The organism is Saccharomonospora sp. NB11 (assembly GCF_015910535.1).
Lineage (GTDB): Bacteria > Actinomycetota > Actinomycetes > Mycobacteriales > Pseudonocardiaceae > Saccharomonospora.
Genome location: NZ_JACBJG010000008.1, coordinates 98,427 through 115,323 on the forward strand (window position 1 = coordinate 98,427; position 16,897 = coordinate 115,323).

At 70.8% G+C, this 16,897-nt stretch carries 16 protein-coding genes; 11 read left to right on the forward strand and 5 right to left on the reverse strand.

Features of this window, described 5'->3' with window-relative positions; translation table 11 throughout:
* Positions 1-23: 23 nt before the first annotated feature.
* The 6 genes from hutH to JAV51_RS13855 are packed head-to-tail and all read left to right on the forward strand — an operon-like array spanning position 24 to position 7,673.
* Positions 24-1,559 carry a histidine ammonia-lyase gene (hutH, locus tag JAV51_RS13830; RefSeq protein ID WP_197321120.1) on the forward strand — a complete coding sequence of 512 codons (1,536 nt, stop codon included), beginning with the start codon at positions 24-26 and terminating at the stop codon, positions 1,557-1,559.
* Positions 1,556-3,214 (forward strand): urocanate hydratase, encoded by a 1,659-nt coding sequence (gene hutU, locus JAV51_RS13835; protein WP_197321121.1) that lies wholly within the window; start codon positions 1,556-1,558, stop codon positions 3,212-3,214. Before hutH ends, hutU begins: the two co-directional genes overlap by 4 nt.
* Positions 3,211-4,419: an allantoate amidohydrolase gene (locus JAV51_RS13840; protein WP_197321122.1), complete on the forward strand. Its 1,209-nt coding sequence runs from the start codon at positions 3,211-3,213 to the stop codon at positions 4,417-4,419. Before hutU ends, JAV51_RS13840 begins: the two co-directional genes overlap by 4 nt.
* Entirely contained in the window at positions 4,413-5,732 is a 1,320-nt protein-coding gene (locus JAV51_RS13845) for a formimidoylglutamate deiminase (protein ID WP_197321123.1), read from the forward strand. Before JAV51_RS13840 ends, JAV51_RS13845 begins: the two co-directional genes overlap by 7 nt.
* Positions 5,729-6,889 carry an imidazolonepropionase gene (gene hutI, locus JAV51_RS13850; protein WP_197321124.1) on the forward strand — a complete coding sequence of 387 codons (1,161 nt, stop codon included), beginning with the start codon at positions 5,729-5,731 and terminating at the stop codon, positions 6,887-6,889. The genes JAV51_RS13845 and hutI overlap by 4 nt, the downstream gene beginning before the upstream one ends.
* A gap of 55 nt (positions 6,890-6,944) precedes the next feature.
* Positions 6,945-7,673: a hypothetical protein gene (locus tag JAV51_RS13855; RefSeq protein ID WP_307845886.1), complete on the forward strand. Its 729-nt coding sequence runs from the start codon at positions 6,945-6,947 to the stop codon at positions 7,671-7,673.
* Between the two features lie 88 nt (positions 7,674-7,761).
* On the opposite strand, the gene JAV51_RS13860 is transcribed toward JAV51_RS13855, so the two are convergent.
* Complete coding sequence (locus JAV51_RS13860; protein ID WP_197321125.1) at positions 7,762-8,007, reverse strand: zinc finger protein; 246 nt, start codon at positions 8,005-8,007, stop codon at positions 7,762-7,764.
* A 116-nt stretch (positions 8,008-8,123) separates the two neighbouring features.
* Here JAV51_RS13860 and JAV51_RS13865 point away from each other — a divergent pair, with 116 nt between their 5' ends.
* The 3 genes from JAV51_RS13865 (at position 8,124) to JAV51_RS13875 (ending at position 9,534) form a co-directional block, all read left to right on the forward strand.
* Positions 8,124-8,978, forward strand: a complete 855-nt coding sequence (locus JAV51_RS13865; protein WP_197321126.1) for a helix-turn-helix transcriptional regulator — start codon at positions 8,124-8,126, stop codon at positions 8,976-8,978.
* An 11-nt stretch (positions 8,979-8,989) separates the two neighbouring features.
* Positions 8,990-9,175 carry a DUF397 domain-containing protein gene (locus JAV51_RS13870; protein WP_197321285.1) on the forward strand — a complete coding sequence of 62 codons (186 nt, stop codon included), beginning with the start codon at positions 8,990-8,992 and terminating at the stop codon, positions 9,173-9,175.
* 182 nt (positions 9,176-9,357) lie between these two features.
* Complete coding sequence (locus JAV51_RS13875; RefSeq protein WP_197321127.1) at positions 9,358-9,534, forward strand: hypothetical protein; 177 nt, start codon at positions 9,358-9,360, stop codon at positions 9,532-9,534.
* 83 nt (positions 9,535-9,617) lie between these two features.
* Here the strand turns inward: JAV51_RS13875 and JAV51_RS13880 are convergent, their stop codons facing one another.
* From JAV51_RS13880 to galT, 3 genes are all read right to left on the reverse strand, one after another.
* Positions 9,618-9,893 carry a hypothetical protein gene (locus JAV51_RS13880; protein ID WP_197321128.1) on the reverse strand — a complete coding sequence of 92 codons (276 nt, stop codon included), beginning with the start codon at positions 9,891-9,893 and terminating at the stop codon, positions 9,618-9,620.
* A gap of 12 nt (positions 9,894-9,905) precedes the next feature.
* Entirely contained in the window at positions 9,906-11,606 is a 1,701-nt protein-coding gene (locus JAV51_RS13885) for a sodium:solute symporter family protein (RefSeq protein WP_197321129.1), read from the reverse strand.
* Between the two features lie 133 nt (positions 11,607-11,739).
* Positions 11,740-12,816 (reverse strand): galactose-1-phosphate uridylyltransferase, encoded by a 1,077-nt coding sequence (gene galT / locus JAV51_RS13890; RefSeq protein WP_197321130.1) that lies wholly within the window; start codon positions 12,814-12,816, stop codon positions 11,740-11,742.
* A gap of 344 nt (positions 12,817-13,160) precedes the next feature.
* Between galT and JAV51_RS13895 the strand changes: the two genes are divergently transcribed.
* Entirely contained in the window at positions 13,161-15,686 is a 2,526-nt protein-coding gene (locus JAV51_RS13895; protein ID WP_197321131.1) for a LamG-like jellyroll fold domain-containing protein, read from the forward strand.
* A gap of 48 nt (positions 15,687-15,734) precedes the next feature.
* On the opposite strand, the gene JAV51_RS13900 is transcribed toward JAV51_RS13895, so the two are convergent.
* Positions 15,735-16,496, reverse strand: coding sequence for a GntR family transcriptional regulator (locus tag JAV51_RS13900; protein WP_197321132.1), 762 nt, complete (start codon positions 16,494-16,496; stop codon positions 15,735-15,737).
* Positions 16,497-16,611: 115 nt separating this feature from the next.
* Between JAV51_RS13900 and JAV51_RS13905 the strand changes: the two genes are divergently transcribed.
* Positions 16,612-16,890, forward strand: coding sequence for a zinc finger protein (locus tag JAV51_RS13905; protein WP_197321133.1), 279 nt, complete (start codon positions 16,612-16,614; stop codon positions 16,888-16,890).
* The last annotated feature ends 7 nt before the right edge of the window (positions 16,891-16,897 follow it).

The window sequence follows — 16,897 nt, forward strand, 5'->3', positions numbered from 1 at the left end:
CCCGCGCGGGGTGTGATGGGGGCATGCGAGCTGTTGCCATCGGACTCACGCCCCTGACGCGTGAGGAGGTCGTCGCCGTCGCCAGGGACGGCGCGCCCGTGGAGCTGACGCCCGAGGCGCTGAAAGCGGTCACGGAGGCGCGAGCCCACATCGACGCCCTGGCCGCCTCCGAGCGTCCCGTCTACGGCGTGTCCACCGGCTTCGGCGCCCTGGCGGTGAAGTACATCCCCGGCGAGCGCCGCGCCGCCCTCCAGCGTTCCCTCGTGCGCTCGCACGCCGCCGGAGCCGGGCCCGAGGTGGAGCGGGAGGTCGTGCGCGCGTTGACGTTGCTGCGGCTGCGCACGCTCACCACCGGGCACACCGGCGTGCGGCCTGCCACGGTGCGGGCCATGGCCGACCTGCTCAACGCCGGGATCGCGCCCGTCGTGCACGAGTACGGCTCGCTCGGCTGCTCCGGCGACCTCGCGCCGCTGTCGTCGATCGCGCTGGCCCTCACCGGCGAGGGCGAGGTCCGCGACGCGCAGGGGCGGCTTCGCCCCGCCGCCGAGGCACTCGCCGACGCGGGACTGGAGCCGGTCGAGCTGGGGGAGAAGGAAGGACTCGCCCTCATCAACGGCACCGACGGCATGCTCGGCATGCTCGTGCTGGCACTCGCCGACCTCCGCCGCCTGCTCGACACCGCCGATCTCACCGCCGCCATGAGCGTGGAGAGCCTGCTCGGCACCGACCGCGTGTTCGCCGACGACCTCCAGCAGTTGCGGCCGCATCCCGGTCAGGCCGAGTCGGCGCGCCGGATGCGGCGCTTCCTCGCGGACTCCGAGATCGTGGCCAGCCACCGCGGACCCGACTGCACGCGCGTGCAGGACGCCTACTCCCTGCGCTGTGCCCCGCAGGTGCACGGCGCGGCGCGGGACACGATGGCCCACGCCGAGACCGTCGCCGACCGGGAACTCGCCGCCGTCGTCGACAACCCCGTCGTGCTGGCCGACGGCCGCGTGGAGTCCAACGGCAACTTCCACGGCGCTCCGCTCGCGTACGTGCTGGATTTCCTCGCCATCGCGATCGCCGACGTGGCGAGCATGGCCGAACGTCGCACCGACCGGCTGCTCGACGTCGCGCGCTCGCACGGGCTGCCGCCGTTCCTCGCCGACGACCCCGGCGTCGACTCCGGCCACATGATCGCCCACTACACCCAGGCGTCCGTGGTCGCCGAGCTGAAACGGCTGGCCGTGCCCGCCTCGGTGGACTCCATTCCCACCAGCGCCATGCAGGAGGACCACGTGTCCATGGGGTGGGCGGCGGCGCGCAAACTGCGCCGCGCCGTCGACGGCCTGACCACGGTGCTCGCCGTCGAGTTCCTCACCGCGGCACGCGCACTCGACCTGCGCGCCCCGCTCGCCCCGGCCCCGGCCACGGCGGCGGCCCTGGCCGAGCTGCGTCACCACGTCCCCGGTCCCGGACCCGACCGGCACCTCGCTCCGGAACTCGCCGAGGCAGGCGAGCTGATCCGCTCCGGCATCGCGTTGCGCGCTGCCGAAACCTGTGGGGAGGAATCATGAGCACACCCGTGCGAGCGGCCCGCGGCACCACGCTGACCGCGCGGTCGTGGGCCACCGAGGCACCACTGCGCATGCTGCACAACAACCTCGATCCCGAGGTGGCCGAGCGGCCCGAGGACCTCGTGGTCTACGGCGGCACCGGCAAGGCGGCGCGCGACTGGCCCAGCTTCCACGCCATCACCCGCGAACTCACCGACCTCCGCGAGGACGAGACGCTGCTCGTGCAGTCGGGTCGCCCGGTGGGCGTGCTGCGCACGCACGAGTGGGCGCCGCGAGTCCTCATCGCGAACAGCAACCTGGTGCCCGACTGGGCGAGTTGGCCCGAGTTCCGCCGCCTGGACGCGCTCGGTCTGACGATGTACGGGCAGATGACGGCCGGTTCGTGGATCTACATCGGCACGCAGGGCATCCTGCAGGGCACCTACGAGACGTTCGCGGCCGTGGCGGAGAAGCGGTTCGGCGGGTCGCTGCGCGGCACACTGACCGTCACCGCCGGTCTCGGCGGGATGGGCGGGGCCCAACCGCTGGCCGTCACCATGAACGAGGGCGTGGCGCTGGTGGTCGAGTGCGACGCCGAGCGCGCGCGCCGCCGGGTCGAGACCCGCTACCTCGACGAGATCGCTTCCGACCTCGACAGTGCGATTCGGACGGTGGAGCAAGCGAAGCGGGACGGCACGCCGCTGTCGGTGGCTGTCATCGGCAACGCCGCCGAGGTGCTGCCCGAGCTGCTGCGGCGCGGGGTGGCGGTCGACGTCGTCACCGATCAGACCTCCGCGCACGACCCGCTGGCCTACCTGCCCAAGGGCGTCGCCGTCGAGGACTGGCACGACTACGCCGAGACCAAACCCGACGAGTTCACCGACCGCGCGCGCGAGTCGATGGCCGAGCACGTCGAGGCGATGGTCGGCTTCCTCGACGCGGGCGCGGAGGTGTTCGACTACGGCAACTCGCTGCGCAGCGAGGCGAAACTCGGCGGCTGCGAGCGGGCGTTCGACTATCCCGGGTTCGTGCCCGCCTACATCCGGCCGCTGTTCTGCGAGGGCAAGGGGCCGTTCCGCTGGGCGGCGCTGTCGGGCGAGGCGTCGGACATCGCCGCCACCGACCGCGCCGTGCTCGACCTCTTCGGCGACAACGAACGACTGGCGCGTTGGATCCGTCTCGCGGGGGAGCGCGTGGCGTTCCAGGGGCTGCCCGCGCGGATCTGCTGGCTCGGCTACGGCGAGCGGCACCTCGCGGGCGAGCGGTTCAACGAGATGGTCGCGCGCGGGGAGCTGGCCGCTCCCGTCGTGATCGGCAGGGACCACCTCGACTGCGGCTCGGTGGCCTCGCCGTACCGGGAGACGGAGGGCATGGCCGACGGCTCCGATGCCATCGCCGACTGGCCGCTGCTCAACGCGCTGGTCAACACGGCATCGGGGGCCACGTGGGTGTCGATCCACCACGGTGGCGGAGTGGGGATGGGCCGGTCGATCCACGCGGGTCAGGTCACCGTCGCCGACGGCACCGACCTCGCGTCCCGCAAGATCGAGCGCGTCCTCACCAACGACCCCGCCATGGGCGTGCTGCGCCACGCCGACGCGGGATACGAACGCGCGCGGCAGGTGGCCGACGAGCGAGGACTGCGCGTCCCCGTCCGTGAGGCGGAGTCGGCATGACCGCCACCGCGTTGCTGGGGGCCCTCGCCGACGTGGGCGTCGACCGTGTGCGGGGCGGCTACTCCCGGCACGGCTTCGACCGCACCGACGTCGAGCTGCGGGAGTGGTTCACCGCCGAGGCCACGGCGAGGGGCCTGGACGTGCAGACGGATCGCAATGGCAACCTCTGGGCGTGGTGGGGAGCGCCCGGGCCGAACGCCGTGGTCACGGGAAGCCACCTCGACTCGGTGCCGGGCGGCGGGGCGTTCGACGGTCCCCTCGGCGTCGTGTCGGCACTCGCGGCCGTCGACGTGTTGCGGGCCCAGGACTTCCGCCCCGCCCGTCCGATGGCGGTGGTCGTGTTCGCCGAGGAGGAGGGCGGGCGCTTCGGCGTGCCTTGTCTGGGGTCGCGGCTGCTGGCGGGAACAGTGGACGCCGACCGGGCGCGGGCGCTGAAGGACACCGACGGCACCACCCTCGCCGAGGCGGTCCGCGCGGCGGGCCTCGATCCCCGATGGCTCGGCCCGGAACCCGAGCTGGTGTCCCGCATCGGGTGCTTCGTGGAGCTGCACGTGGAGCAGGGGCGCGGCCTCGTGGACCTTGCCGCCCCGGTGGGAGTGGCCAGCTCGATCCTCGCGCACGGTCGCTGGCGGCTCACCTTTCATGGCGAGGGCAATCACGCCGGAGCCACCCCACTCGCCGACCGACGCGACCCGATGGTGCCCGCGGCGTCGCTCGTACTGGCCGCCCGACGGGCCGCGGGTTCGGTTCCCGGCGCCCGTGCCACCGTGGGCCGCCTCGTCCCCACGCCGGGCGGCACGAACGTGATTCCCTCCACCGTGGACGTCTGGTTGGACGCGCGAGCACCCGGTGACAGCGACACGCGCACGCTCGTTGACGACGTCGTCGCGGCGGCGCGCGAGGCCGCCGAAGCCGAGGGCTGCACCGTCACCGTCCGCGAGGAGTCCTACGGCGACACCGTGGTGTTCGACAGCGCGTTGCGCGACGAGTTGTCGGGCGTGCTCGGCGGGGTGCCCGCCCTGCCGACCGGTGCCGGACACGACGCGGGCGTGCTCGCGGGCCGGATTCCCACCGCCATGCTGTTCGTCCGCAACCCCACCGGCGTGAGCCACGCCCCGGCCGAGCACGCCGAGGCCGACGACTGCGAGGCCGGGGTCACCGCGCTCGCTCGCGTGCTCGCACACCTCGCGGGGGCGCCGTGCTGAGCTATTGGTGCTCCCATGCGTGGTTGCCCGACAGCCTCGCCGACGGCGTGCTCGTCACGGTCGCCGACGACGGGACCATCACGGACGTCCGGCAAGCGGACCCGCGGCCGGACTCCCGCAGGCTCGACGGCGTGGTGTTCCCCGGCTTCGCCAACGCGCACTCCCACGCCTTCCACCGCGCGTTGCGGGGCCGCACGCACGCCGACGGCGGCACGTTCTGGACCTGGCGCGACACCATGTATCGGCTGGCGCAGCGCCTCGACCCGGACTCCTACCTCCGTCTCGCCCGCGCCGTCTACGCCGAGATGGTGGTGTGCGGGGTGACGTGTGTGGGTGAGTTCCACTACCTGCACCACGACCCGGACGGTCGCCCCTACGCCGACGCCAACGCCATGGGACACGCGCTGCGCCAGGCCGCCGCCGACGCGGGCCTGCGGCTGACGCTGCTCGACACCTGTTACCTCACCGGCGGCATCGGCGAGCCGCTCGACGGGGTGCAGCGCAGGTTCGGCGACGGCAGCGTGGCGGTGTGGGCCGAGCGGGTCGAGATGCTGGTCGACGAGGGCACCGACGCCACGACCCGCATCGGGGCCGCCGTGCACTCGGTGCGGGCCGTGCCCGCGCGGGAGCTGCCCGAACTGGCCTCGGCCCTGCCGGGGCGACCGTTGCACGTCCACGTGTCCGAACAACCCGCGGAGAACGCCGCGTGCCTGGCCGCGCACGGCCGTAGTCCCGTGGCGCTGCTGCATGAGACCGGCGTGCTCTCTCCCCGCACCACCGCCGTCCACGCCACCCACCTGAGCCCCGAGGACGTGACGTTGCTCGGGGACAGCGGCACGGCGGTGTGTTTCTGCCCGAGCACCGAGGCAGATCTGGCCGACGGCCTCGGTCCGGCCCGGGAACTGGCCGCCGCGGGCTGCCGCCTCTGTCTCGGCAGCGACCAGCACGCCGTCGTGGACCCGCTCACCGAGGCCCGAGCACTGGAACACGGGGAACGGCTGCGCTCGGGACATCGCGGTCGCTTCACGCCCGCCGCCCTCGTCGCGGCGGCCACCGTGGACGGACATGCCGCTTTGGGCTGGCCGGAGGCGGGGGCCATCTCGGTGGGAGCGCCGTGCGATCTGGTGGCCGTGCGTACCGACACCGTGCGCACGGCGGGCGCGATCCCCGAGCAGCTTCCGCTGGTGGCCTCGGCGACCGACGTCGCGACGGTGGTCGTCGGCGGCCGGGTGGTCGCCGAGGACGGCCGACACACCACGCTCGGCGACGTGGGAGCACTGCTGGCACGGGAGATCGGGGAGTTGTGGGCATGACGGCCACGCTGATCACGGGTATCGCGGAACTCACCACCAACGACGACGACCTCGGCACGCTCACCGACGCCGCCCTGGTGCTGGCGGGCTCGCGGGTCGCCTGGGTCGGACCGGCGTCACGGGCCCCGGTCGCCGACACGCGCGTCGACGTCGAGGGACGTGCCGTGCTGCCCGGGTGGGTGGACAGCCACACGCACCTCGTGTTCGCCGGGGACCGGTCGGCCGAGTTCGCCGCGCGCCTGGCCGGGCGGCCGTACGACGCGGGCGGCATCGCCGTCACCGTGGGGGCCACGCGGTCGGCGTCCGACGACGTCCTCGCGGCCACGCTGCGGCGGCTGGTGCGGGAGGCGGTGAGCCAGGGAACCACCTGCCTGGAGACGAAGACCGGGTACGGGCTGACGGTCGCCGACGAGACCCGCGCGGCCCGGCTCGCGAGCGAGCACGTCGACGAGGTCACGTTCCTGGGCGCCCACGTGGTGCCGACGGGCTGGAGCGTCGACGACTACGTCGGCCTGGTGTGCGGGGAGATGCTCGACGCCGTCGCCCCGTACGTGCGGTGGGCCGACGTGTTCTGCGAGCGGGGCGCGTTCGACGCCGACGCCTCCCGCGAGGTGCTCACGGCGGCCGCGAAGGCCGGGCTCGGACTGCGGGTGCACGGCAACCAACTCGGCCCCGGGCCCGGCGTGCTCCTGGCGGTGGAACACGGAGCGGCGAGCGTGGACCACTGCACCTACCTCACCGAGTCCGATATGGACGCACTGGCCAACTCCGACACGGTGGCGACGCTGCTGCCCGCGTGCGACCTGTCGACCCGGCAGCCGTTGCCCGATGCCCGAGCCCTGCTCGACGCGGGCGCGACCGTGGCGCTCGCGTCGAACTGCAACCCCGGTTCCTCGTACACCACGTCCATGGCGTTCTGCGTCACCACGGCGGTGTTGCAGCTCGGCATGACCGTGGAGGAGGCGGTGCGCGCTGCGACCTGGGGCGGGGCGAGGGCGTTGCGCCGCGAGTCGGGCGAGGGTGCCGTCGGGGTGCTCCGCCCGGGCGCGCGGGCCGACGTGCACGTCCTCGACGCGCCCTCGGCGGCGCATCTCGCCTACCGGCCCGGGGTTCCCCTGACCCACGCGGTCTGGCGCGACGGCCGCCGCGTCCGCTGAGGGGCCGCGTCACCGAGGCTGCGGCCACCGTCGTCGGGTCCGCTACGGTGCGGCCGTGACGCGATCGACCCGACAGCGGACGCAACCGCGCCGTGTGGCGGCGTGGACGGGTGTGGCTTCCGTCGGCTACGCCCTGACGCTCACCGTGGCCACCGACCACCTGTACTTGTTCGCGATCCCCGGAATGCTGTGTCTGGTGACGGTGGTCGCCGTCGCGGTGCTGCGGGTCCAGCGCGCCCCGGTGCGCGTGACGGACGCCCGCGACGTCCGTGCCGTTCTACGACGGCACCGCGCGGTGGTGGGGTGGCGCTACGGAACGTTGCTCGCGCTCGCCGTGGCGTCGTGCTCGGTGCCGCTCCTGCTCGACGTCGCGGTGCTGTACCCGCTGGTGGGCGTGGGGCTGGTGACCGCGATTCTCCTGCACTCCGTCGTCGCCGCGCAGGTCTGCCTGCTCCGGCACTGTTCGCGCGTGCTGGCCGGCTACGAACCACGGAGCGCTTCCGTGCACGTGATCCTGGCGCTGGATCGTGGTCGCCTGTGCGTGCGCGTCGGACGCTCGCCGAGGATGGTGGCTCGGGGCGTCGCACGCCTCGGGCCGGAGTCGTCCGGTGACGGCCGGTTCGCGGGCGACGACGAACTCGGCGGTGTGCTCGTGACCGCGTCCGGCGACCTGGCGTTGCTCGTGCCGCAGGACGGAGCCGAGCGAGCCCGCCACCGCAGCCGGGCGGACGCGGAACGGAAGGACCGGGAGCGGCGCGCGGGCCTGGACCGACTGCACCCGTGACGGGCGATCCGCCCCACGCCGGCGGATCGCCGCCCCGGCGTCCTATGCGGACACTCGCTCCCCGGAGTGGCGCGGCTCTCCCTCGCGGTCAGGTCTGCGGCAGCGGCGGGATGTCGTGCTCGGGGAAACCCGCTCGGATACGCCATTCCCGGTCGCACGACCAGCAGGTCGGGTCGTGCCACCAACCGGACAACTCCACGAAGTCCCGTTCCCCCGGGGTGACCTCGGCCCCGCACAACGTGGAGAACGGGACACCGGGATGCGGTTTGGCGGTCTTCTCGACGTGGTAGGCGTGACGTCGTCCTTCTGCTTGCTGCCAACGAAATGGTCCCATTCGACTCCCCCGGTCGGTGGTCTTTGCTGATCAGGCTGGCTGTCTACTGCCTGTAGTTGCAATCTCCCGATCGTGTGACTTGCTGTGAGGGGGCCGACGCTCGCTACGATCCGCGCGTGCCATGGGACACCACTGGGCTGACCACGCGAGCGCGAGCTTTGACCGCGGCGATCCGCAGGATGGTCGAGGAATCGGGCATGAGCGGCAGGGAGATCTCCCAACGGTTGGGCTTCAGTCATGGCACCGTGTCGCACTGGGCGACCGGGAGACGCATCCCGAGTCCGGAGGACATGGCGTCGTTGCTGACGGTGCTGGGCATCAAGGGCCCCGAGAAGCAACGACTCGTCGACCTCGCCCGACATGCCGCCGAACCGAACTGGTTGGTGGTGGGCATGCCGGGAATCCCGCAACAACTGGCGGGGGCCGTCGAGTCGGAACGGCAGGCGTCGGCCGTGGTGGAGTGGTCCCGTGACGTGGTGCCCGGGCTGTTGCAGACGGCGGACTACGCTCGCGCGCTCGCGGTCGCGAATCGGTTGCCGCAGCAGGAGGTCGACGCGCGGGTGTCGCTACGGGTGGGCCGTTCGGCGGTGCTCACCCGGCCGAATCCGCTGACGATGCTCGCGCTCGTGGCGGAGGACGCGGTACGGGAGGTCGTGGGAACGCCCCTGACGATGGCGGATCAACTGCGGCATCTCGTGGAGATGGGCCGACGCGACAACATCACGATCCAGATCGTCCCGCCCCGGGTCGGCTGGCATCCGGGATGGGCCGGGCCGTTCGTGTTGTACGAGTTTCCCGACGCGCCGCCGATGGTCCACTTCGAACACTACAGCTCCGGCGCGTTCGTGATAGACGAGGACGACGTCGGAGCGTACCGGCAGGCGGTGGAGGTCATCCGCGACCTCGCGAGAAGCCCCGCCGACTCGGCCGAACTCCTGATGACGATCGCCAAGGAACTGGAGGCAGCGTGAGGCAGCAGACGATGTGGAAGAAGAGCAGCTTCAGCAACCCGAACGGCAACTGCGTCGAGTTCGCGCCTGCCGACGACGACAGCGGTGACGTGTTGATCCGCCATTCGCAGCGCCCGAACGACGCCACCATCCGCTACACGGCGGCGGAGTGGCGCGCGTTCGTCGCCGGAGTGAAGGCAGGCGAGTTCGAGATCTGACGCGGCCGGACGGCCTGGGTTCCGCTCGTGGCGAACGGCCCGCCCGTGGAAACGGCTGGTGATGAATCGATTACGCGGAGTATGTTGATCTTCAGTTGGGCGGTGCCTGGGGTCGAGAGGCCAGGGGCGCCGTTCGGCTGCGACGGCTTCCACGCCGTCGCGGACGACGAGAAAGGAGCCCGATGAAGCTCATCAGGAAGGCCGCTGCGGTCGCTGCGATCGCGGTGGGCGCGCTGGCCCTCGGTATGCCGATGGCCTCGGCCGCCGATACCACGGCCACGGAGCCCAAGGAGTGCCCGCCGAACCACGTCTACCACCCGGTGGAAGGCTGCATCCCCGTGTCCCCGGGTCCCTACTGATCGTTCGACGGCCGACGGCCGGTGTCTTCGGACACCGGCCGTCGGCCTGTTTCGGCTCGGTCCGCCGAGGACCGACGTGATACTCAGTTCTGCTTGTGTTCCTGCTCCAGGCGCTCGGCCTCCTCGGCCGGGACCGTCACCGGACGCAGCTTCGCCCACAAGACGAACGCGCCCGCGAACACGAGCATCGCGACGCCCGCCCAGAGGTTGATGTTGATGTCGGCCGCCTTGGCGATGTCCTCGTCGCTGGTGAAGCCGATCCCCATCACCGTCAACACCGCGCCGTAGACGCCGATCAGCAGCGCGATGATCAGGCGGATGTCGAAAGCCTTGGCCCCGCGGCCCTCGGAGTTCGTCATGGTTTCCGCCTCCTAGAAGATGATGTTGAACAGGATGGTGACGGCCAGCACGATGCCCGCCAGCAGGCCGGGGCGGCGGTACCAACCCGCGTCCTCACCGGTGGTGGAGTGCTTCAGATTCTCCTTCGGCGTGAGCGAGTAGACCAGCCCGACGAGCTGGGCCTCCGGCTTCGGCTGCGTGGCGTACGTGACGGCCACGCTCACCACGATGTCGACCACGAAGGCGGCGCCGGCACCGACGAACGACGCACCTTGACCGGGCAGGTCCCACACGCCCGTCTCGGCCAGCAGGAACACCCCGACGGCCGCTGCGGTACCGCTGACCAGACCGGTCCACCCGGCCGTGGGCGTCATGCGCTTCCAGAACATGCCGAGGATGAACGTGGCGAACAGCGGCGCGTTGAAGAACGAGAACAACTGCTGCAGGTAGTCCATCAGGTTGGCGTAGGAGGCGGCGATGAACGCCGTGCCGATGGCCAGCACCGTGGCGAAGACCGTCACGACGCGGCCCGCCCGCAGGTAGTAGCCGTCGGAGCGGTCCTTGACGACGTAGGACTGCCAGATGTCGTAGGTGAAGACCGTGTTGAACGAGCTGAGGTTCGCCGCCATCCCGGCCATGAACGACGCCAGCAGACCGGCGATCGCGATACCGAGCATGCCGTTGGGCAGCAGGTCGCGCATCAGCAGCAACAGCGCGTCGTTGAACGTCGCGCCGCTCGGTGCGGCCTCGCCGGCGAGCAGCGCGGCCTTGTTGTCGCCCGCCAACTCCGTCACCGTGACGCCGGCGACCATGCCCGGGATGATCACGATGAACGGCACGAGCATCTTCGGGATCGCACCGATGATCGGGGTCCGGCGGGCCGCCGACATGCTCTTCGACGCCATGGCGCGCTGCACCTCGACGAAGTTCGTCGTCCAGTAACCGAACGACAGCACGAAACCCAGACCGAACACGATGCCGAGCACCGACAGGAAGTTGCTGCCGAAGCCGGTGAGCTGGTTGCCGGGCCAGGAGTCGAGCTGTTCCGGACCACCGGGCCCCGCCGACACCTTGTCGACCAGTCCTTGCCAGCCGCCGACCTTGGCGAGACCGACGATCGTCAACGGCAGCAACGCGGCCACGATGACGAAGAACTGGAGCACCTCGTTGTAGATGGCGGCGGACAGACCGCCGAGCGCGGTGTACGCGAGGACGATCACCGCGGCGAGGATCACCGACACCCAGATCGGCCAGCCGAGCAGCAGGTTGACCACGAGCGCGAGCAGGTACAGGTTCGCGCCCGCGATGAGGATCTGCGCCAGCGCGAAGCTGATGCCGTTGACGAGGTGGGCGGGCTTGCCGAAGCGGCGCAGCATGAACTCGGGAACGCTGCGGACCTTCGAGCCGTAGTAGAACGGCATCATCACGATGCCGAGGAACAGCATGGCGGGGACCGCGCCGATCCAGAAGTAGTGCGCGGTCGGCATGCCGTACTGGGCGCCGTTGGCCGACATGCCCATGACCTCGATCGCACCGAGGTTGGCGGCCACGAACGCCAGACCGGTCACCCAGGCGGGCAGCGATCGGCCGGACAGGAAGAAGTCGAGACTCGTCGACACCTGCCTGCGGGCCAGGTAGCCGATGCCGAGCACCAGTGAGAAGTAGAACGCGAGCAACACGTAGTCGATCGCGGTTGCATCAAGCCGTAGGTCCGCCTCAGCGAGGACGTGCACGGCCCACCTCCGGGGTCAGGAAGAGACACGCTTGAACTGTCGAGTGCCGGGGAGTGTCGTGACTCCCGTGTCGTCGGCCGGACCCGCGCGTCGCGAGTCCGGCCGGAAAGCAGATGTCGGTCGGGGCGTCGAGTCACACCTCCCGCAGTCGGCGTGCGACGTCTTCGGGCAGCACGTCGGTGATGAAGGCGTTCATTCCCGACTCCGAGCCCGCCAGATACTTCAGCTTGTCCGCCGAGCGGCGCACCGAGAACAACTGCAGGTGCAGCCAGCTCAGATCCTCGTCGTCACTGGCGGGCGCCTGGTGCCATGCGGAGATGTAGGGCAGCGGGGCGTCGTAGAGACGGTCGAACCGCCGCAACACGTCGAGATAGAGCGTCGCGAAGTCGTCGCGTTCGGCGGCGTCGAGGTCGGGGATGGTGCGGACCTTGCGCAGCGGGTAGAGGTGCACCTCCACCGGCCACCGCGCAGCGGCGGGCACGAACGCCACCCAGTGTTTCGTCTCCGCGAGGACTCGCAGCCCCGCGTCACGCTCGGCCGCGACGATGTCGGCGTGCAGGTCGCGACCGGTGCGGGCGCGGTGGTCGCGGGCGACGTCGAGCATGCGCCGGGTCCGCGGAGTGACGAACGGATAGGCGTAGATCTGGCCGTGCGGGTGGGAGAGCGTGACGCCGATCTCGCGGCCACGGCTTTCGAAGCAGAACACCTGATCGACCCCGTCGAGCGCCGACAGCTCGGTGGTGCGGTCCGCCCAGGCGTCGACCACCAGGCGTGCCTGGGCGGGGGAGAGGTCGGCGAAGCGGGCGTTGTGGTCGCTGGTGAAGCAGACCACCTCGCAGCGGCCGACACCGGGACGCACGTCGACGAGCGGGTGCCGCACGTCCACGTCGTCGAGCCGGGCGCCGGTGGACAGGCTGGGGAAGCGGTTCTCGAAGATCGCGACGGTGTACTCGGACGCGGGGATCTCGGTCTGCCTGCCCTCGCCCGACGGGCACAGCGGGCAGTCGTCGCGGGCGGGCATGAACGTGCGGTTCTGCCGATGCGACGCCATCATCACCCACTCGCCCAGCAGCGGGTCCCACCGAAGCTGGGAGGCCGTGCTGACCGGGGGCAGTTCACGCGGGTCCGGCGGTGCGGACACCGTCTCGCCGTCGGTGGCGAAATAGAACAGTTCGCGACCGTCGGCCAGCGTCGTGCGCGTCCTTTTCACCGGCTCTCGCATCCTCTCGAAGAACTCCACTCGAACCGCCGATAAGGGGGATTCAACCACGAAGCAACAGAAACCAACAAGCGTGGGTTGTCACCAGCGGGTATGGGCTGCATTACGCCGTCCGTGTGGCCATCACCCGACCGTTGGTGGGCGGCCCCACGGAGGGTGTTCGGTGAATGACGGTGCTGTGGCCGCCGGAACTGTTGGAAACTGGTCGGTCTTGGGTGCACATGTTGACACCTCGGTGACCTCTGTGTGAAATGCTTCACTGCCGGAGATCATCCGTGGACCGGCGCTCGCGTCGGCACCGAGGTCGACGCGCTCCCCTGCGAGGAGGGTGTTCGATGCTGCCACCCGCACCACCGACTCGATCCCGTGGCCGCCGGTCGCGAACCGTGCTCGCCGCGTTGTCCGTCCTGCTCCTCACCGGCTCGCTCGGTCTGACGGCCACGGCGGAACCCGCCGACGACTGGGCGCTGGGCGAACCCAGGCTTACGACGCCGTGGACCCACGACGTGTCGCCCGACAACGCGCTGCCGGAGTACCCGAGGCCCCAGCTCGTGCGCGACGAATGGCGCAACCTCAACGGCGTCTGGGAGTTCGCCGGTGCCACCGAAGGCGAACGCCCGCCGTTCGGGACGACACTGCCGGAGCGCATCCTGGTGCCGTACCCGACGGAGTCCGCGCTCTCCGGCATCCAGCGGCACGAGGACCACATGTGGTACCGCCGCACGTTCGACGTTCCGGCGAAGTGGCGGATCGGCGGGGACAACCGGCTCGTCCTGCACTTCGGGGCCGTCGACTACGAGGCGACGGTGTACGTCAACGGTCACCAGGTCGCCACGCACACCGGCGGCTACGGAGCCTTCTCCGCCGACGTCACCGACGCGCTGAAGCCCCGAGGCGAACAGGAGCTCGTCGTGGGCGTCACCGACCGCACCGACGCCACCTGGCAGCCGGTGGGCAAACAGCGGGCCGTGCCCGACCGCGGCATCTTCTACGAGGCCGCCTCCGGCATCTGGCAGACCGTGTGGCTGGAGCCGGTGCCCGCCACCCACGTCACCACGCTCGACCTGGTGCCCGACGTCGACGAGTCCACTCTGGAGCTGACGGTCAACACCGCGGGCACGGCCGACGACGTGGTGGCCGACGTCGTGGTGCGGGACGGTCGTCGGGTGGTCAGCCGCATGCGGGGTGCGGTGGACGAGCCGCTGTCGGTGCCCGTGCCGGGGGCGAAACTCTGGTCGCCGGACACCCCGTTCCTCTACGACCTCGACGTGGTGCTGCGCGACCGCGGCGGGCACGGCCGCCCGCTCGACCGCGTGTCGTCGTACTTCGGGATGCGCGAGATCGGCACGGCCGAAGGCGAGGACGGCAGGCTGCGCATCACGCTCAACGGCGAGGTGCTCTTCCTGATGTCCACTCTGGACCAGGGGTACTGGCCCGACGGCATCTACACGGCACCCACCGACGAGGCGTTGCGCTTCGACCTCGAAGCGCACAAGCGACTGGGGTTCAACACGGTGCGCAAGCACATCAAGACCGAGCCCGACCGCTGGTACTACCACGCCGACCGGTTGGGACTGCTCGTGTGGCAGGACATGCCGTCGATGCGCACCGGAGGCAGACCACCCGCCGACGCCGCGGCACAGTTCGAGGCCGAACTGCACGAACTCGTGGAGCAGAAGAAGAACTGGACCTCCGTCATCGGGTGGGTCCCGTTCAACGAGGGTTGGGGCGAGTGGTCACGGGAGGACACCGGCCGGATCGCCGAGGAGGTCGCCGAGCAGGACCCGACTCGACTGGTGAACGCCCACAGCGGTGTGAACTGCTGTGACTCGCTCGGCGACTCGGGCAAGGGACACGTCATCGACTGGCATGCCTATGTCGGACCGGCCACGCCGACACCCGACGGGCAGCGCGTGGCGATCGACGGTGAACACGGCGGCTACGGCCTGGAGGTCGAGGGCCACATGTGGTTCGGCGAGGGCCACGCCTACGAGATGGTGCCCGACTCGGAGAGCCTCACCGCTGCCTACGTCGAGAACCAGCGCGCCGTGCTCCAGGCCGCGCGGTCGTGCGCCATCAGCGGCGCCATCTACACGCAGGTGACGGACGTCGAACACGAGGTCAACGGCTTCTTCACCTACGACCGGCAGGTCGAGAAGATGGACTTCGAGGCGGTCCGCGAGATCAACGAGGAGATCATCGAGCAGGCCGACGGCTCCGGCGGGGGAGTCGATCCCGGTCCGGGAACTCCCGGACTCGACGGCGTGCATGCCTATCCGTTCGACGAGGGCAGCGGAGACGTCGCCGCGGACCCGGTGGGCGGCGCCGACGCCACCCTCACCGGTGCGGAGTGGACGGACGGCGTCCGCGGCACGGCCGTGTCGTTCGACGGCGCGGGCGAGGCGGACACCGGTGCCGCCCTGGCGAATCCGCGCGGCAGCTACTCCGTGTCGGCATGGGTGCGCCTCGACGAGGCGGGCCAGGACTTCCAGACCGTGGTGAGCCAGGACACCGGCACCCACAGTGCCTTCTTCCTCCAGTACTCCGGCCAGGACCAGCGGTGGGCGATGAGTGACGTCGGCCTGCGCACGCTCTCACCGGAGAAGCCCGAACCCGGCCGCTGGTACCACTTGGTGGGCGTTCGGGACGTCAAGGCGGGGACCCTGTCGCTGTACGTGGACGGTGAACACGCGCAGACCAAGAGCGCGTGCCTGGCCGACGCCGGTGAGGGCAACACGGTGATCGGTCGGGCCCAGTACGGCGGTCAGGAGGTCGACCACCTGCGCGGCGACGTCGACGAGGTCAGGATCTTCGACCGAGCGCTCTCGCCCGAGGAGATCGCCGAACTGGCGCGCCGCTGATTCCCCCGGTGCGGGGTGAGGACCACTCGCCCCGCACCGGCTCGTGACCTACTCGGCCTCCCACTCGTAGCTCAGTTCGTAGCGGTCGGCGGGCAACACCATGTCGTTCGTCTCCAGTGGCAGGCCGTCCTCCCGGTACGCCACCCGGGTCACCACGACGACGGGTGTGCCCTCGGCGAGCTGTAGCGCGGACACCTCGTCCGGGGTCGGCATTCGCGCGCCGACGTGTTCGGCGTACCGGCCGATGACGTGCCCGGATTCCTCCAGGCGCGCGTACGTGCCGCCCGGCCCGGTGTCGACGTCCTCGATGGCCGTTCCCCGGGTGAACACACGAGGAAGCCGGGACACGGCGAGCTGGACGACCACGCCGTCCGCCCGCATCACCCGGTCCCGAACGGTGACCTCGTCGCCGGGCTGGATGCGCAGGTGACGCGCGATGCGTTCGTCGGCGGCCTCGAAGCGCACCTGCACCGTGGACGAGGGCGTGAACCCTCCTGCCTCGGCATCGGCGAGGAAGGCACCCTTGTCGGCGGCTCGCGCGGCACGCGACAGCCGCGAGCGGGCCAGCCGTTGGATCGTGCCGCGCGGGCGGACGAAGACGCCACGGCCGTGTTCGGCGACGAGCACTCCTTCGGCGCGGAGGAGACCGACGGCCTCGCGCACGGTGAGCCGTGAAACGCCGTAGACCTCGGTCAGCTCGCGTTCGCTCGGCAATCTGTCGCCAGGGACGAACTCGCCTCCCGTGATGCGTTTCCGCAGGTCGGCCGCGACTTGCCGGTGCAGGGGAACGCCGCTGGTCTTGTCCACCATTCGATCGATTCTCCACAGGTCCGGTCGTCCTGACCAGGGTACGTCTTGACCTGGACGCGCCCCTCTGCCACGGTGCACGTGGTGCAGATGTCATGACCAGTCTGGGGGTGGTGGCATGCAACCGTATCTCTGGCAACAAGCGGAGAAGTTCCGGCACGTCTACGACACGGCAGCCTGGTATCCGATCCGGATCGACAGCCCTTTCGAGACGCTGTGCGGGCGCACGGTGACGGCCACCGCGCGCGACATGGTGACCGGGCTCTGGTTCGACCCCACTTGCTTCGAGTGCGAGCTGAAGCTGGCCACGCTCGCGGGCTGGTCCTCCGAGTGTCTGGAGCGACTACGCCACGTCCAACGTGGACGGAAAGACGGAGACCCGACGGTCGAGCGGTGACGCGGAG

What these genes read in the sequence shown, in the direction of transcription:
- JAV51_RS13875 (WP_197321127.1), top strand. Translation starts at nt 9,358, where the DNA reads ATGAAGCTCATCAGGAAGGCCGCTGCGGTCGCTGCGATCGCGGTGGGC.
- JAV51_RS13840 (WP_197321122.1), top strand. Translation starts at nt 3,211, where the DNA reads ATGACCGCCACCGCGTTGCTGGGGGCCCTCGCCGACGTGGGCGTCGAC.
- hutH (WP_197321120.1), top strand. Translation starts at nt 24, where the DNA reads ATGCGAGCTGTTGCCATCGGACTCACGCCCCTGACGCGTGAGGAGGTC.
- JAV51_RS13880 (WP_197321128.1), bottom strand. Translation starts at nt 9,893, where the DNA reads ATGACGAACTCCGAGGGCCGCGGGGCCAAGGCTTTCGACATCCGCCTG.
- hutI (WP_197321124.1), top strand. Translation starts at nt 5,729, where the DNA reads ATGACGGCCACGCTGATCACGGGTATCGCGGAACTCACCACCAACGAC.
- JAV51_RS13870 (WP_197321285.1), top strand. Translation starts at nt 8,990, where the DNA reads ATGTGGAAGAAGAGCAGCTTCAGCAACCCGAACGGCAACTGCGTCGAG.
- JAV51_RS13860 (WP_197321125.1), bottom strand. Translation starts at nt 8,007, where the DNA reads ATGGGACCATTTCGTTGGCAGCAAGCAGAAGGACGACGTCACGCCTAC.
- JAV51_RS13895 (WP_197321131.1), top strand. Translation starts at nt 13,161, where the DNA reads ATGCTGCCACCCGCACCACCGACTCGATCCCGTGGCCGCCGGTCGCGA.
- JAV51_RS13900 (WP_197321132.1), bottom strand. Translation starts at nt 16,496, where the DNA reads ATGGTGGACAAGACCAGCGGCGTTCCCCTGCACCGGCAAGTCGCGGCC.
- hutU (WP_197321121.1), top strand. Translation starts at nt 1,556, where the DNA reads ATGAGCACACCCGTGCGAGCGGCCCGCGGCACCACGCTGACCGCGCGG.
- JAV51_RS13905 (WP_197321133.1), top strand. Translation starts at nt 16,612, where the DNA reads ATGCAACCGTATCTCTGGCAACAAGCGGAGAAGTTCCGGCACGTCTAC.